Below are 14,290 nucleotides of genomic sequence, written 5' to 3' on the forward strand. Positions count from 1 at the left end.
ATGTCAAGGATTCCTTTTCAGGAATTGCGCTCGAAGACCAGCCGCAAACCCTGGAGGGTCAACCACGGGGAATGCACGGTGAAACTCGAGCAGTCGTCGACGAGCAAGGCAGCGAGGTGTCCGGTGGAGATCACCGTGACGCTCTCGGCGGGTTCTCCGAGCTCGGCGATCATCCGGGCGACGAGGCCCTCGACCTGCGCGGCGACGCCGAACACCATGCCGCTCTGGAGTGCCTCGACCGTGTTCTTCGCGATCACCGACCGGGGCCGGGCCAGCTCCACCTTGCGCAGCTGGGCCCCCCGTCGCCCGAGCGCGTCGAGGGACGTCTCGATGCCGGGCGAGATCGCCCCGCCGACGTACTGGCCCTTGGCATTCACGACGTCGAACGTCGTGGCGGTCCCGAAGTCGACGACGATGGCCGGACCTCCGTGCAGCGACGCAGCTGCGAGGGCGTTCACGATCCGGTCGGCGCCGACCTCGCGCGGATTGTCCATCAGCACGGGAATGCCGGTCTTCACGCCGGGCTCCACCACGATCGCCGTCACGTCGCCGAGCTCGCGCGCGAGCATCTCGCGCCACTCGTGCAGGACGGCCGGGACCGTCGAGCAGAGCGCGATCCCGTCGACGTCGTCGACCCGGTCGCCCAGGAGCCCGAGCAGCAGCACCGACCACTCGTCGGCCGTGCGCCCCTCCAGCGAGCTGACCCGCCAGTGGTCGGTGACGTCCTCGCCGTCGAGCAGGCCGAGGAAGGTGTGGGTGTTGCGGATGTCGACGGCGAGGAGGGTCATGACAGCAGGTCCATGCCGAGGTCGAAGACCTTCACGGAGTGGGTGAGCGCCCCGACCGACACGAAGTCGACCCCGGTGGCGCCGATCCGGGCGGCGCGCTCGAGGGTGATCCCGCCGCTGGCCTCCAACGGCACCCGTCCCGCTGTGCGGCGTACGGCCTCGGCCATCGTCGCGTCGTCCATGTTGTCGAGCAGGACCCGCTCGGGCGGCTCCGGGAGCGCGAGCAGCTCCTCGAGCTGGTCGAGGGTGGTCACCTCGACCTCCACCGGGAGGCCGGGGTGGCGACCCCGGATCGCCTCGAGCGCCGGCAGCACGCCCCCGGCCGCGACGACGTGGTTGTCCTTGACCATCGCCATGTCCTGGAGCGAGGAGCGGTGGTTGACCCCGCCACCGCAACGGACGGCGTACTTCTGCAGCGCGCGCAGGCCCGGCAGCGTCTTGCGGGTGTCGAGCACGCGCGTCGGCGAGCCCTCGAGCGCGTCGACCCAGCGCGCGGTCGCGGTGGCGATGCCGGAGAGGTGGCTCGCGAGGTTGAGCGCGGTGCGCTCGGCGACCAGCATCCGCTGGGTCCGGCCGGTGACCCGCATGACCACGTCGCCGCTCGCGACGCGGGTGCCGTCGGGGAGGCGGTCGGTGATCGTCGCGTCGGCGCCGGCCATGAAGAACGCGACGGCGGCGACGGCGAGGCCCGCCACCACGCCGTCCTCACGGGCGCCGAAGACCGCCTCGGCACGCTCGTCCCCTGGGATCGTCGACTCGCTGGTCGGGTCCACGCGCGGCTCCCCGGGGAGGTCCTCCTCGAAGGCCTCGACGAGCTTGTCCCACACCTGGTCGGGGTCGAGCCCGGCCGCCTCGATCTCCTCGCGCAGCTCGGGGGGCACGTCGTCCCAGCTCGTCATGCCGGCACCCCGGCGGTCGACGGGTCGGTCGAGGGTGCGTGGTCCCAGACGTTGTGCACGGTGCCGTCGACCAGCCACGAGTCGATGTGTCCCGCCCTCGAGTCGTCGCGGTCGGGGAAGTCCTCGCGCCAGTGCGACCCGCGGGTCTCGGTGCGCAGGGAGGCGGCCTCGGCGAGCGCGGTGCTGATCGTCAGCAGGTTGGTGGTCTCCCACGCGGCCGGACCGGCGGCGGCCTCGCCCGGGTCGACGGTGGTGAGGAGCGCGAGCGCCTCGGCGAGGCCGTCGGCCTGCCGCAGCACGCCGACCCTCGACGTCATCACCTCCTGCATCGCGCGCCGGCGATCGCCGGAGACCAGGCCCTCGGGCCGGTCGTCCAGGGCCGGCTCGGCCCGGGCGCGCAGCTCGCCCGGCAGCACCTCGGCGATGCGGCGGGAGAACACCAGCCCCTCGAGCAGCGAGTTGGACGCCAGCCGGTTGGCGCCGTGCACCCCGGAGCAGGCGACCTCGCCGGTCGCGTAGAGACCGGGGACCGTCGTACGCCCCCACAGGTCGGTGGCGACGCCGCCGGACTCGTAGTGCTGGGCGGGTGCGACCGGGATCAGGTCGGTCACCGGGTCGACGCCGTGCTCGCGGCAGACCCGGAGGATCGTCGGGAACCGGCGCTCCCAGAACTCGGCACCCAGGTGGCGCGCGTCGAGCCACATGTGCGGCTTGCCGGTCTCGATCATCCGACGCGTGATCGCCTTGGCGACCACGTCGCGCGGGGCGAGGTCGGCGAGCTCGTGCTGGCCGAGCATGAAGCGGTCGCCCTCGAAGTCGACGAGGAACGCGCCCTCACCGCGGACGGCCTCGGAGATCAGCGGCTGCTGGCCCTGCGAGTCGGGGCCGAGCCACATCACGGTCGGGTGGAACTGCACGAACTCCAGGTCGCGCACCCGCGCGCCGGCCCGCATCGCGAGGGCCATCCCGTCGCCGGTGGAGACGCTCGGGTTGGTGGACTGGCTGAAGACCTGGCCGAGGCCGCCGGAGGCGAGCACCACGGCCCGGCAGTGCACGGCGCCGACGCCGTCGAGCTGACCCTCGCCGAGCACGTGGAGGGTCAGCCCCGCGACGCCGCCGTCGGCCGCGCGGAGCAGGTCGACCGCGAGCGCGTGCTGGATCACCTCGATCTCGGGTGCCCGCTCGACCGCCGCGATCAGGGCGCGCTGGATCTCGGCCCCGGTCGCGTCCCCACCGGCGTGGGCGATGCGGTCGCGGTGGTGACCGCCCTCGCGGGTCAGCGACAGCTCGCCGTCGGGGTGGTGGTCGAACTGGGTGCCGAGGGCGATGAGCTCGCGGACCGCGTCGGGGCCCTCGGTCACCAGGACCCGGACGGCCTCGACGTCGCAGGCACCTGCGCCGGCGACGAGGGTGTCGCGCTCGTGCTGCTCGGGGGTGTCGCCCGGGCCGAGCGCGGCAGCGATGCCGCCCTGGGCCCACTGGGTCGAGCCGGCCGCGAGGACGTCCTTGGTGACGACGGTGAGGTGGAGCGAGGGATCAGCCGCGTGGATGCGCAGGGCAGCGGTGAGCCCGGCGATGCCGGACCCCACCACCACCACGTCCGTGCGGGTGGTCCACCCGGGTGCGGGGGCCCGCAGGCGACCCGGGACCGGCCGGTGGGTGGTCATCCGTGCAGGCTATCGAGTGACGAGGTCGCCCCGGGACAGTGACGGGTCCCCGAACGTCTCGGCGGGGTCGAAGCCGGTGCCCATGATCTTGTTGTCGGCGTCCACGAAGACGACGTGGGGCTGGTGCTCCCTGGCCTCGGCCGTCTCCATCTGGCCGTAGCCGATGAGGATGACGACGTCGCCGGGGTGCACGAGACGGGCGGCCGCGCCGTTGATGCCGATCACCCCGGAGCCGCGCTCGCCGGCGATGGTGTAGGTCTCGAGGCGGGCGCCGTTGGTGACGTCGACGATGTGGACGAGCTCGCCGGCGAGGAGGTCGGCGGCGTCGAGGAGGTCCTGGTCGACGGTCACCGACCCGACGTAGTGCAGGTCGGCCTGGGTGACGGTGGCCCGGTGGATCTTGGACTTCATCATGGTGCGCAGCATCGGGGTGGTTCCTCTCAGTGGGTGGTCGAGGCCGCAGGTGCGGTCCCCGCCGGGGCGACGATCCGGTCGAACCGGATCGCCATGTTGTCGATGAGCCTCGTCCGGCCGACGTGCGCGGCGACGAGGATCCGGCCCTCGCCGACCTCCGGCGCCTCGCCGAGGTCGACGTCGGTGAGGGCGAGGTAGTCGAGCTCGAGGCCCGCCTCCTCCTTGAGCACCGACATCGCCGCCCAGCGCGCGGCAGGCACGCCGTACGGCGCCCGGGCCTGCGCCGCACGGAGCGCACGGCTGAGGGCCACCGCGGTCCGTCGCTGGTCGGGGTCGAGGTAGCGGTTGCGGCTGGAGAGCGCGAGCCCGTCGGGCTCGCGGACCGTCTCGGCGCCGACGACGTCGATGCCCAGGCACAGGTCGCGGACCATGCGGCGGATGAGCGCGAGCTGCTGGTAGTCCTTCTGCCCGAAGACGGCGACGTCCGGCCGGACCAGGCCGAAGAGCTTGGCGACCACCGTGAGGACCCCGTCGAAGTGACCCGGGCGCGACGCGCCGTCGAGGATCGTGGCGAGCGTCCCGGGGGCGACGGTGACGCCGTCGTGCACGGAGTCGTGGCTGAAGCCGCCGGGATACATCTCCTCCACGCTCGGAGCGAAGACGACGTCGACGCCCTCGTCCGCGCAGACCGCCAGGTCCGCGCCGAGGGTGCGCGGGTAGCGGTCGAGGTCCTCGGTCGGCGCGAACTGCATCGGGTTGACGAAGATGCTGACCACGACCGGCCCGTCGGTGGCCGCACGCGCGGTGCGCATCAGGCTCGCGTGGCCCTCGTGCAGCGCGCCCATGGTCGGCACGAAGGCGACCCTGTCGCCGGATCGGCGGGCGCCGGCGAGCAGGGCGGCCAGCTCCTCGCGGGTGCCCGCGAGGACCGGAGCGGTCGTCATCGACGTACGTCGTCCTTGTCGGCGCCGACGCCGGCCTCGGCGGCGTCGAGCACGCGCAGGATCGCGGAGGCGCGGATCGGCAGGAGCCGGCCGTCGGTGACGGCACGGCCGAGCGTGGCGTGGGCCATCGCGAGGTAGGACGGAAGCGTCTGCGGCGCATCGGAGGCCAGGTCGGCGACGTGGGCGCGGACCGTCTCCACGTCACCCCGGACGATCGGGCCCGTGAGCGCGGCGTCGCCGTGGTCGAGCGCGTTGTCGAGCGCGGCGGCGAGCAGCGGACGAAGGGTGGCGGCGGGGTCGTCGGCCCCGGCGGCCGACAGGATCTCCATCGCCTCGGCGACGAGGGTGACGAGGTGGTTGGCACCGTGCGCGAGACCGGCGTGGTAGAGCGTGCGGCGGTCCTCGGGCACCCACATCGGGCGCCCGCCGAGGTCGGCGACGAGCGACTCGGTGAGCTCACGGTCGGCCTCGTCGGCGGTCGTGCCGAAGACGCAGCCGGAGAGGCGGGGCAGGTCGACGTCCGTGCCGGTGAAGGTCATGGCCGGGTGCATCGCGATCGTGCGGGCGCCGACGAGGCGGGCCGGCTCGAGGACGGCGAGGCCGTGGCGGCCGCTGGTGTGGACGACGACCTGGCCCGCGTGGATCGCGCCGCTGTCGCTGAGGACGCGGACGACGTTGGCGAGCATGTCGTCGGGGACGGTGAGCAGGAGGAGGTCGCTCGCCCGGGCGACGTCCGTCGGCTTGGCGACCTCGACCCCCGGGAGGAGCGCGTCGATGCGGCGACGGGAGGCGTCGGACTCGCCGGCGGCGGCGACGACCTCGTGCCCGGCGGAGCGGAGCGCGGCTGCCAGGACGGCGCCGACGCGGCCGGCGCCCACGACACCGATGGAGAACTTCGTCATGTCGACCTCTTCGTTTCAGTCCCTGACGGGTACCGATCTACTGTGATCAACTCCGAGCCTACGCCCGCGGATTCCGCGGAGGAACGGGACGGCGGCGTGACGCACGCCACTCCCCCGGCCTCGTCTAGCGGCGCAGGATCCTGCGGGCGGCGACGTTCCCCGCGAGCTGCACGACCTGGACGAGCGCGACGATGATGATGACCGCCGTCCACGTGACGACCGCGTCGAACTGCCGGAAGCCGTACTGGAGGGCGAAGTTGCCGAGCCCGCCTCCGCCGACCACGCCCGCGATGGCGGTCATGTCGACGATCGCGACGAACACGAAGGTGTAGCCGAGCACGAGCGGACCGAGCGCCTCGGGGAGGACCACGGTGCGCACGATCCGACCGCGGCCGGCTCCCATCGAGCGGGCGGCCTCGATCACGCCCGGGTCGACCGTCACCAGGTTCTGCTCCACGATGCGGCTGATGCCGAAGGTGGCCGCCAGGGTCAGGGCGAAGATGATCGCCGGGTTGCCGATGCCCGTCCCCACGACCACGCGGGCGAGCGGCTGCACCGCCGCGATGAAGATGACGAACGGGATCGGCCGGAAGAAGTTGACCAGCAGGTTCAGCACCAGGTTGGTCGCGCGGCTGGCGTAGAGGCCGCCGCTGCGGGTGACGTAGAGCGCCAGGCCGAGCAGGAGCCCGAGCACGCCGCCCAGCGTCAGCACGATGGCGACGATGTAGACGGTCTCCCACGTGCCCTGCCAGACGAGGGGCCACAGCTCGTCGATGCGGGAGTCGGCGATCATCGGGTCAGCTCCGTGGTCGGGACCAGGGCGCCGACGGCGGCCACCGCGGCGCGTACGTCGTCCGGCTCGCCGTCGAGCGCCAGGGTCAGGTTGCCGAAGGTGTCGCCCTGCACCTCCTCGATCCCGCCGAAGACGAGCTCGAAGCGCACGCGGTGCTCGAGCAGCGCGGCGAAGACATCGCTCTGGCGCACCTCGTCGCCGCGGAAGGCCAGCTTGACGAAGGTGCCGGCGTGGCGGGCGCGCAGGGCCGCCAGCGCCTCCGTGCCGGGCTCGTCGTCGACGATCGTCGCGACGAAGCGTCGGGTGACCGGCTGCTGCGGGTTGGCGAGGACCTCCAGCACCGGACCCTGCTCGACGATGCGCCCGGCCTCCATCACGACCACCCGGTGGGCGAGGCTACGGACCACGTCCATCTCGTGGGTGATCACGATGATCGTGATGCCGAGCTCACGGTTCACCCGCCGGAGGAGCGCGAGCACCTCCTGGGTGGTCTCGGGGTCGAGCGCGCTGGTCGACTCGTCAGCCAGCAGCAGGCTCGGGTTGGTCGCGAGCGCCCGGGCGATGCCGACGCGCTGCTTCTGCCCGCCGGACAGCTCCTCCACGTGGCTGTGGGCCTTCTCGGCGAGGCCGACGAAGTGCAGCAGGTCGGAGATCCGCCTGTGTCGCTCGTCCTTCGGCACGCCGGCCACCTCGAGCGGGTAGGCGATGTTGCCCCACACGGTGCGTGAGCGGAACAGGTTGAACTGCTGGAAGATCATGCCGATCCCCTCGCGCACCGCTCGCAGCTCGCGCTCCTTGAGCCCGGTGATCTCGTGGCCGTCGATGCGGACGCTGCCGGACGTCGTCGGCTCGAGGGCGTTGACGAGGCGGACGAGGGTCGACTTGCCCGCCCCGGAGTAGCCCACGATGCCGACGATCTCGCCGGCGTCGACGCTCAGGTCGACACCGCGGATCGCCTCGACCTGGGTTCCGCCGCGGGCGGCGGGAAACGTCTTGTGGACGTCGGTCAGCTCGACGAGCGGCACCGTGGGCTCCTCTGGGTGTGGTGGGTGAGGACTACTGCTGGGCTTCGGTGTCCGCCTCGACGTCGTCCAACGACGCCTGGAGGTCGGCCTGCGGGATCTTCACCAGCTCGGCGGTGCCGCCGGAGACGTCCTGCACCCCGTCGAGGACGGACTGGGTGTCCTGGTAGATCTCGACGAGCTTGAGCAGCGTCGGGTTGTCGCGGTCCTCGGCGCGGACCGCGAAGATGTTGACGTACGGCAGCGCGTTGGGGTCCTCGGGGTCGTCGGTCGCGAGCGCGTCCTCGAACTTCAACCCGGCCTTCTCGACGAAGTCGTTGTTGATGATCGCGGCCGCGACGTCGGGCAGCGAGGTGGGGGTCAGGTCCGCCTTGATCGCCTTCACCTGCACGCGCGAGGCGGACTCGTCGATGTCGGCGAGCGTGGAGTAGATGCTCCCGCCGTCCTTCAGCGTGATGAGGCCGGCCGACTGCAGGATCAGCAGGCCGCGGGCCTGGTTGCTGTCGTCGTCGGGGACGACCACCGTGTCGCCGTCCTCGATGTCGTCGACCGAGTCGACCTGGGAGGAGTAGAGGCCGAGCGGGTAGATCGCGGTCGAGCCCAGGGGCACGATGTCGTCGTCGTTGGCCACGTTGTACTGCGCGAGGTAGACGATGTGCTGGAACTGGTTGATGTCCAGCTCGCCCTCGCTGAGCGCGGGGTTGGGCTGGGTGTAGTCGGCGAAGTCCTTCACCTCGAGGTCGATGCCCTGCTGGGCGGCCTCGTCGACGAGGACCTGCCAGTAGGGGTCGCTGGCGCCGACCGTGCCGAGCACGACCTTCTCGTTCGCCTCGCCACCGGCGGCGGTGGCGTCGTCGCCGCTGCGCGACCAGACGACGCCGCCGACGACGGCCAGGACGACCAGCACCGCGATGCCGACGATGAGGGGCGTGCGCCGCGAGGAGGGCGGTGCGATCTGCGGGTGGTTCTCGGACATGGCGGAGCCTTTCGACGTACGGGGTTGGTCGGCCCAGTCCCTGCCCACGTCGAGAATCCTACAAATTCACTACACAAACTGGACTAAAGCCAGGACGACCATAGACCGGTGGAACCCCCTGGCACCAAACCGTCATGCCCGATCGGCCTGTGAGGCCTGTCACGAGCGGCCAGGCACCTCAGGCGCGCAGGTGCAGCCTGGCGTGGTCGGGGTCGTCGACGACGAACGGCCTCGGCGCACGGGGAAGCCAGGTGTGGGTCACGTGGTCGACCACGTGCACGCCCTCCGGCGACTCGATCTCGACCACGCCGTCGGGCACCTCCCCGTCGTGGAGAGCGTTCCAGACCAGCCACTCGCGGCGCTTGCGGCGGTTGCGGATCGACGTCGCGAACGACTCCGGGTTGGTCCAGTGGGCGAACTCGTCGCCGTCGAGCCACTTGAGCTCGACGCAGAGGCCCTGCGGCAGGGCGAACATCTCGATCCGGTCGGGAGTCGTGCGGATCTCCCACTCCGGCGCCTTCGTGTAGACGTAGTCGGGGCTCATCGGGAAGCCCCACTCCTCGATGTTGCGCAGGCCGAGGTCGAGGAACGCCTTGCGGTCCGACTCGATGTAGAGGCCGTGGCGGGGGAAGCGGATGACTGCCTCGGCCATGCCGACCTGCCACGAGAGGTCGGACATCGAGACCTCGCCCTCGGTGGTGAGGACCATGTCGCCGTCCCACTTCCACGAGTAGCGGGTGCGGACGTGGGAGAAGCACCAGTTGTAGAAGTACGCCAGGGAGTGCACGGAGCGCTCGTTGACCGACAGGTGCTCGGCGCCGGCACGGGCGACCTGGAAGGGGTACTCCTTCAGCGTGAACCTGTCCGACAGTCCGTGCTCGGCCGCGACGCGGAGCGCCTCCCCGCCGGTGCCGTCGTCGGAGCCGTTGTCGACCAGCAGCACGTGGTCGCAGGCGCGCAGCAGCGGCGGGAGGACGAAGCGCAGCCCAGGGGCCTCGTTCTTCACCCGCAGCACGGCTGTCGAGCCCCGGCGCAGCCCGCCCGGCTGGTTCCAGGGCCAGACGATGTCGTAGTCCTCGTGGCCCTCGAGGTTGGTCAGCCCGTGGCCGGAGCCGATCGGGACGGTCACTGGTAGTCCCGCTCGCGTCCCAGCGCCTTGCGGACGCCCCGGCGCACCGACGGCGGGATCGCGGCTCGTACGTCGTGGGGCACCCGGTCGGCGAGCGACCGGGCCGGCTCCTCGTGGGTGGCGGCCTCGGCCAGGGCGCGACGGCGGGCCTGGTGCCGCGCGTGCTCGGCGGAGGACCGGCTGATGGCCGCGGCCTCGTCGTAGAGGTCGACGTACTCCTCACGGAGCTGGTCGAAGGTCGCCTGCCGCTCGACGGTGTCGCCGCCCTCGTCGGCGAGCTTGTTGAGCTCCTCCCACGTCTGGCCGGTGAGGTCGTGCAGGCGCCTGGGGAGGGCGAGGTCGTCGAGGGTGGAGGTGACGCGGCGCAGGTGGGGGTCGATGAAGCGGTGGACCTCGCGGATCTGGTCGCTGCGCGTGTGGATGATCGTCTGCAGGTCGAGCGCGTGGCCCAGGGCCGTCGTGGTCCTCACCCAGTCGGTGAGCAGGTCCTCGTAGCGCACGAAGACGCGACCGCCGTCGCCCTCGGCGGGGCGGGTGGCGCGCTCGGTGTGGAGCAGCATGTTGACCCAGCTCGCCGCGAGGTGGGCCGAGCCGAGCTTGTTGGCGTAGTACTTCTGCTTCGAGCCGACGACCTCGGCGGGCGGGCGGAGCATCGTGGCGAAGACCGGGGTGGCGCCGGTGCGGATCGCGGCGACGCGCCACAGGCCGAGGAACCAGCTCAGGCGAGGGTCCTTCACGACGAGCTCGGGGTGCTCGGCGAAGTGCGGCTCGAGCCACTCGCTCACGCGGATCCGGGCCGGCTCGCGGCTGCTGATCCGCCCGGTCTCGAACCACGCCTCCGGGCGCGAGTCGCTGACCTGCACCAGCGACTCGGCGAGCCACTCGTCGTGGACGTCGACGACCCACTGGGGCTCGCTGAACCCACGCGGGTTGGAGTCGTCGGGCGGGACCTCGGGGAGCGGGACGTGCATGCCGAGCTTGGAGACGATGCCGGCGAGCGTGCTCGTGCCGCTACGACCGGCACCGGCGACGAAGAGGACCTTCCGGGGGACGCCGTCGGGGTTCATCTCGTCGATCGCTCTGGGCTGCTCGGTCACGGCCGTGAGCCTACCGGTGGCTAGAGTCACCGCCCGTGAGGCGTTGGCTGTCCCGGGGACCCCTGATCGGCGTGGTCGTCCCCGTCTACGGGGTCGAGCGCTACCTCGACGAGTTCGTCCGGACGCTCGTGGCCCAGCGCCATCGCCGCTGGGAGGCCGTGATCGTCGACGACGGCTCCACCGACCGCAGCGGGGAGATCGCGGACGGCTGGGCCCGGCGCGACCACCGGATCTCGGTGGTGCACCAGGCCAACGCCGGCCTCGGCGCCGCGCGCAATGCGGGCCTCGAGCACGTGCGCGGCGACTACCTCGCCTTCCTCGACTCCGACGACCTGCTGCAGCCCACCGCGTTCGCCGACCTCGTCGCGTCGCTGGAGGAGTCGGGGTCGGACTTCGCGACCGGCGCGATCCTGCAGTGGCTGTCGAAGGACAACAGCGACTTCGACGGGCCCTACCACGAGCCGCCGTGGATGAGGCGCCTGCACAACCCGCCCATGCGGAGGGCACGCATCGAGGACCGGCCCGAGATCCTCGGTGACGTGTTCGCCTGGAACAAGCTCTTCCGGCGGTCGTGGTGGGATGCGCAGGGCCTGACCTGGCCCGAGGGGGTCCGCTACGAGGACCAGCCCACGACCACTCGCGCCTTCCTCGACGGCACGTTCGACGTGCTGTCGCAGACGACCTACGTCTGGCGGATCCGGGAGGGGTCGATCACCCAGACCCGGGCCTCGTCGCTGCAGGACCTCGCCGACCGGTGGGAGACCAAGCGGATGTCGCTCGCCTCGGTGCGCGCACACGGCTCGGCGGAGGTCGAGCAGGTCTTCGTCGACCGCGTGCTCGCCGGCGACCTGTGGCGCTACTTCCTGCTCGTGCCGGGCTGCTCGCCCGAGTGGTGGCGGCTGCTGCGCTCGGGCGTGCTCGAGCTGTGGGGATCGCGGACCCTCGTCGAGAGCGGGCTGCCGCCCGTGCACCGGCTCGCCGGCTGGCTCGTCGCCGAGGACCGCCGGGCCGACGTCACCGCGCTGATGGAGTGGGTCGCCGGGCTCGACGGACCCGCCCCGCGGGTCCAGGACGTGGCGACCGGGGCCTGGCGGCTCTCGGTCCCGCACTCGGTGCTGGACGAGACCACCGTGGATCCCGCAGCCCTGGGGCTGCGGGACCACGAGGTCTGATCCGCGGACGCAAGGGTCAGAGCAGGCCCTGCGAGGTGAGGAAGTCGTTGGCGACGTCCTCGGGCTTGGCGCGGTCGACGGCCATCTCACCGTTCATCTCGGTCAGGTTCTCCGTGGTGAGCGCGGCCATCAGCGGGTTGAGGATGTCGGCCACGTCGGGGTGCTCGGCGAGGAAGTCGGCGGAGACGGCGGGCACCAGGTTCTGGGCCGGCTGGATCTCCTTGTCGTCCTCGAGCACGACGAGGCCCTGGGACTCCAGGGTGCCGTCGGTGGTCGAGGTCTCACCGAGCTGCGACTCGCCGTCGAGCACGGACTTGTAGGTCTGGGCCGAGGCGTAGCCGAGCTCGAGCACCTTGGTGACGTCGATGCCGTACTCGTCGGACAGGCCGCCCTCGCAGTCGAGACGGCCCTCGCAGTCGGGCGCCGCGGCGAGCACGACGCTCGTGCCCTCGAGGTCGGACAGCGTGGTCACGCCCTCGGAGTCGGAGTAGTCCTGGGTGACGAAGAAGGCGTTGGTGTCGGTCGCCGGCGAGATGTCGAGCAGCTCGATGCCGGCGTCGCTGAGCAGGGTGGCCCCGTCGTCGGCGAGCTGCTGGCCGTCACCGGCCTCGAAGGGCTTCGCGGAGTCGCCGTTGGCCTGGGTGTTGAGGAAGTTGACGATGCCGCCGACGTATTCCGGGACGATGTCGACGTCGCCGGGGAAGGTGGGCATGTAGGCGTCGCGGGAGTCGACGAGCTTGGTGTCGACGGTGTAGCCGGCGTCCTCGAGGAGCTGCTCGTACATCGAGGCGACGAGGGTGGCCTCGGGGAAGTTCTGGCCGGCGATGGTCAGCGAGCCCTTGTCGGCGCTGCCCGAGGAGGTCGAGCCGCCGGAGGCGTTGTCGTCACTGGCGAGGTCGTCACCGGCGCAGCCGGTGAGCGCGAGCGCCGTGGCGGCGAGCACCGCGGCGAGGGGGCGAACGATCTTCATGGTGTTCCTTTTGTGTCCCGCAGCGTGCGGCTGCGCGTGTCCGGAGGTGCGTTGCTCAGCCGAGGGATTCGGCGGGCTCGTCAACGGTAGTCCCGGTCACCGACAACGCATCGGTGCGACCACCTCTAGGGGTGCTGCGGTTAGACGGGTCGACCGCGCGCTGGACCAGCGCCGCCAGGAGCTCGAGGACGAGAGCGACCGCGGCGACGACGAGCGCCCCGGCGATGCCCTTGCCGTAGTTGGAGCGGAAGAAGCCGTCGGTGATGATGCGGCCGAGTCCCGGACCGGCGACGAGCGCGGCGATCGTGGCGGTCGCCCAGACCTGCACCAGCGCGAGCCGGAGCCCCGAGACGACCAGCGGCAGCCCGAGCGGGAGCTCGACGCGCCAGAACTGCTGCACGCCCGTCATCCCCATGCCCCGAGCCGCCTCGCGGACCTCCGGCGCCACCTCGCGCATGGCGACGTACGAGTTGGTGATGATGGGCGGCAGGGCGAAGAGCGTCAGCGCGATGAGGGTGGCCAGGCCGGCGCGGCCGTAGGGGCCGAGGGTGTCGGCGCCGGGCCACGGCGCGACGACGAGGAGCGCCAGCAGGGCGAAGGTCGGGATCGCGCGACCGACGTTGGAGATGTTGATCGCGAGGAACCCGCCGCGGCCGAGGTGGCCGAGCCACAACGCGATCGGCAGGCCGACGACCATCGCCATCAGCAGCGCGGTCAGCGTGAGGAGCAGCTGCTGGCCGAGCAGGGCTGCGATGCCGTCCCCGCCGCTCCAGTTGGCCCCGTCCGACAGGTAGGCCCACATGTCGCTAAAGACGCTCATGCCCGCACCCCCCTCGACCACGGGGTGAGCATCCGTTGCGCCACCACCAGCACGACGTCCAGGACCATCGCGAGGAGCACGCACAGCAGCGACGCCGTGAACAGCTCGGCGCGGAAGTTGGTCAGGACGCCGTCCTTGATGAGGTTGCCGAGGCCGCCGTAGGCGACCAGCGATCCGACCGTCGTCAGCGCCACCGTCGAGACGGTGGCGACCCGCAGGCCGGCCATCACGACGGGCAGCGCGAGCGGCAGCTCGACCTTGAGCAGCAGCTGCGTGCGGTTGTAGCCCAGCCCGGTCGCCGACTCGCGCACCTCGTCGGGCACCGACCTCAGGCCCTCCAGGAGGCTGCGCACCAGGATCGTGAGGGCGTAGAGCGCGAGGCCGATGACCACGGTCGTCGCGGTGAGCCCGGTGAAGGGCACCAGCAGCGGGAAGAGCGCGAGCGACGGCACGGTGTAGATGCCGGTCGTGATCCCGAGGATCGTCGACTCGAGGCGCGGCAGCCGACGCGCAGCCAGCGCGAGGGGGAACGCGATCGCCAGCCCGACCAGCACCGAGACCACCGTGATGCCGATGTGCTGGACGGTCGCGTCGACGATCTCCTGCTGACGGTCGGCCACGTAGTCGAGGCAGACCCAGTCGTTGACGAGGCTGCTGTAGCAGCTCGGGTCGTCGGCCGCTCCCAGTAAGGTCACCG

The 14,290-nt window shown here is 71.7% G+C and carries 15 protein-coding genes; 1 reads left to right on the forward strand and 14 read right to left on the reverse strand.

All coding sequences use genetic code 11. The features are described 5' to 3' along the window. Positions 1-17: 17 nt before the first annotated feature. From EUA93_RS04145 to EUA93_RS04195, 11 genes are all read right to left on the reverse strand, one after another. Entirely contained in the window at positions 18-788 is a 771-nt protein-coding gene (locus tag EUA93_RS04145; protein ID WP_129398974.1) for a type III pantothenate kinase, read from the reverse strand. Further along, entirely contained in the window at positions 785-1,687 is a 903-nt protein-coding gene (gene nadC, locus EUA93_RS04150) for a carboxylating nicotinate-nucleotide diphosphorylase (protein ID WP_129398976.1), read from the reverse strand. Before nadC ends, EUA93_RS04145 begins: the two co-directional genes overlap by 4 nt. Beyond that, positions 1,684-3,354, reverse strand: a complete 1,671-nt coding sequence (locus EUA93_RS04155; protein ID WP_129398978.1) for an L-aspartate oxidase — start codon at positions 3,352-3,354, stop codon at positions 1,684-1,686. The genes nadC and EUA93_RS04155 overlap by 4 nt, the downstream gene beginning before the upstream one ends. A gap of 9 nt (positions 3,355-3,363) precedes the next feature. Further along, on the reverse strand, positions 3,364-3,780 hold the full coding sequence (gene panD / locus EUA93_RS04160; RefSeq protein WP_129398980.1) for an aspartate 1-decarboxylase: 417 nt from the start codon (positions 3,778-3,780) through the stop codon (positions 3,364-3,366). A gap of 14 nt (positions 3,781-3,794) precedes the next feature. Then, entirely contained in the window at positions 3,795-4,712 is a 918-nt protein-coding gene (panC, locus tag EUA93_RS04165) for a pantoate--beta-alanine ligase (RefSeq protein WP_129398981.1), read from the reverse strand. Beyond that, positions 4,709-5,614 carry a Rossmann-like and DUF2520 domain-containing protein gene (locus tag EUA93_RS04170; RefSeq protein ID WP_129398982.1) on the reverse strand — a complete coding sequence of 302 codons (906 nt, stop codon included), beginning with the start codon at positions 5,612-5,614 and terminating at the stop codon, positions 4,709-4,711. The genes panC and EUA93_RS04170 overlap by 4 nt, the downstream gene beginning before the upstream one ends. 124 nt (positions 5,615-5,738) lie before the next feature. Further along, on the reverse strand, positions 5,739-6,407 hold the full coding sequence (locus EUA93_RS04175) for a methionine ABC transporter permease (protein ID WP_129398983.1): 669 nt from the start codon (positions 6,405-6,407) through the stop codon (positions 5,739-5,741). After that, complete coding sequence (locus EUA93_RS04180; RefSeq protein WP_129398984.1) at positions 6,404-7,432, reverse strand: methionine ABC transporter ATP-binding protein; 1,029 nt, start codon at positions 7,430-7,432, stop codon at positions 6,404-6,406. Before EUA93_RS04180 ends, EUA93_RS04175 begins: the two co-directional genes overlap by 4 nt. Positions 7,433-7,463: 31 nt before the next feature. After that, entirely contained in the window at positions 7,464-8,405 is a 942-nt protein-coding gene (locus EUA93_RS04185) for a MetQ/NlpA family ABC transporter substrate-binding protein (RefSeq protein WP_129398985.1), read from the reverse strand. A 178-nt stretch (positions 8,406-8,583) separates the two neighbouring features. Beyond that, positions 8,584-9,534, reverse strand: a complete 951-nt coding sequence (locus EUA93_RS04190) for a glycosyltransferase (RefSeq protein WP_129398986.1) — start codon at positions 9,532-9,534, stop codon at positions 8,584-8,586. Next, positions 9,531-10,631: a sulfotransferase family protein gene (locus EUA93_RS04195; RefSeq protein WP_242497231.1), complete on the reverse strand. Its 1,101-nt coding sequence runs from the start codon at positions 10,629-10,631 to the stop codon at positions 9,531-9,533. Before EUA93_RS04195 ends, EUA93_RS04190 begins: the two co-directional genes overlap by 4 nt. Positions 10,632-10,666: 35 nt before the next feature. Here EUA93_RS04195 and EUA93_RS04200 point away from each other — a divergent pair, with 35 nt between their 5' ends. Beyond that, entirely contained in the window at positions 10,667-11,803 is a 1,137-nt protein-coding gene (locus EUA93_RS04200; protein WP_129398987.1) for a glycosyltransferase family 2 protein, read from the forward strand. A 16-nt stretch (positions 11,804-11,819) separates the two neighbouring features. Here the strand turns inward: EUA93_RS04200 and EUA93_RS04205 are convergent, their stop codons facing one another. From EUA93_RS04205 to EUA93_RS04215, 3 genes are read right to left on the reverse strand one after another with little or no spacing between them, the layout of a single operon-like run. Next, a complete protein-coding gene (locus EUA93_RS04205; protein ID WP_129398988.1) occupies positions 11,820-12,773 on the reverse strand; it encodes an ABC transporter substrate-binding protein in 954 nt (317 codons plus the stop codon). Between the two features lie 55 nt (positions 12,774-12,828). Continuing rightward, positions 12,829-13,593: an ABC transporter permease gene (locus tag EUA93_RS04210; RefSeq protein ID WP_129398989.1), complete on the reverse strand. Its 765-nt coding sequence runs from the start codon at positions 13,591-13,593 to the stop codon at positions 12,829-12,831. Then, positions 13,590-14,288 carry an ABC transporter permease gene (locus EUA93_RS04215; protein WP_129398990.1) on the reverse strand — a complete coding sequence of 233 codons (699 nt, stop codon included), beginning with the start codon at positions 14,286-14,288 and terminating at the stop codon, positions 13,590-13,592. The genes EUA93_RS04210 and EUA93_RS04215 overlap by 4 nt, the downstream gene beginning before the upstream one ends. Positions 14,289-14,290: the final 2 nt, after the last annotated feature.

The organism is Nocardioides oleivorans, assembly GCF_004137255.1.
In the GTDB taxonomy this organism is placed as follows: domain Bacteria; phylum Actinomycetota; class Actinomycetes; order Propionibacteriales; family Nocardioidaceae; genus Nocardioides; species Nocardioides oleivorans.

Excerpts from the sequence above, each read along its gene's own strand:
- panC (WP_129398981.1), bottom strand. The coding sequence starts at position 4,712 with ATGACGACCGCTCCGGTCCTCGCGGGCACCCGCGAGGAGCTGGCCGCC.
- EUA93_RS04170 (WP_129398982.1), bottom strand. The coding sequence starts at position 5,614 with ATGACGAAGTTCTCCATCGGTGTCGTGGGCGCCGGCCGCGTCGGCGCC.
- EUA93_RS04175 (WP_129398983.1), bottom strand. The coding sequence starts at position 6,407 with ATGATCGCCGACTCCCGCATCGACGAGCTGTGGCCCCTCGTCTGGCAG.
- EUA93_RS04210 (WP_129398989.1), bottom strand. The coding sequence starts at position 13,593 with ATGAGCGTCTTTAGCGACATGTGGGCCTACCTGTCGGACGGGGCCAAC.
- EUA93_RS04185 (WP_129398985.1), bottom strand. The coding sequence starts at position 8,405 with ATGTCCGAGAACCACCCGCAGATCGCACCGCCCTCCTCGCGGCGCACG.
- EUA93_RS04145 (WP_129398974.1), bottom strand. The coding sequence starts at position 788 with ATGACCCTCCTCGCCGTCGACATCCGCAACACCCACACCTTCCTCGGC.
- EUA93_RS04155 (WP_129398978.1), bottom strand. The coding sequence starts at position 3,354 with ATGACCACCCACCGGCCGGTCCCGGGTCGCCTGCGGGCCCCCGCACCC.
- panD (WP_129398980.1), bottom strand. The coding sequence starts at position 3,780 with ATGCTGCGCACCATGATGAAGTCCAAGATCCACCGGGCCACCGTCACC.
- EUA93_RS04205 (WP_129398988.1), bottom strand. The coding sequence starts at position 12,773 with ATGAAGATCGTTCGCCCCCTCGCCGCGGTGCTCGCCGCCACGGCGCTC.
- nadC (WP_129398976.1), bottom strand. The coding sequence starts at position 1,687 with ATGACGAGCTGGGACGACGTGCCCCCCGAGCTGCGCGAGGAGATCGAG.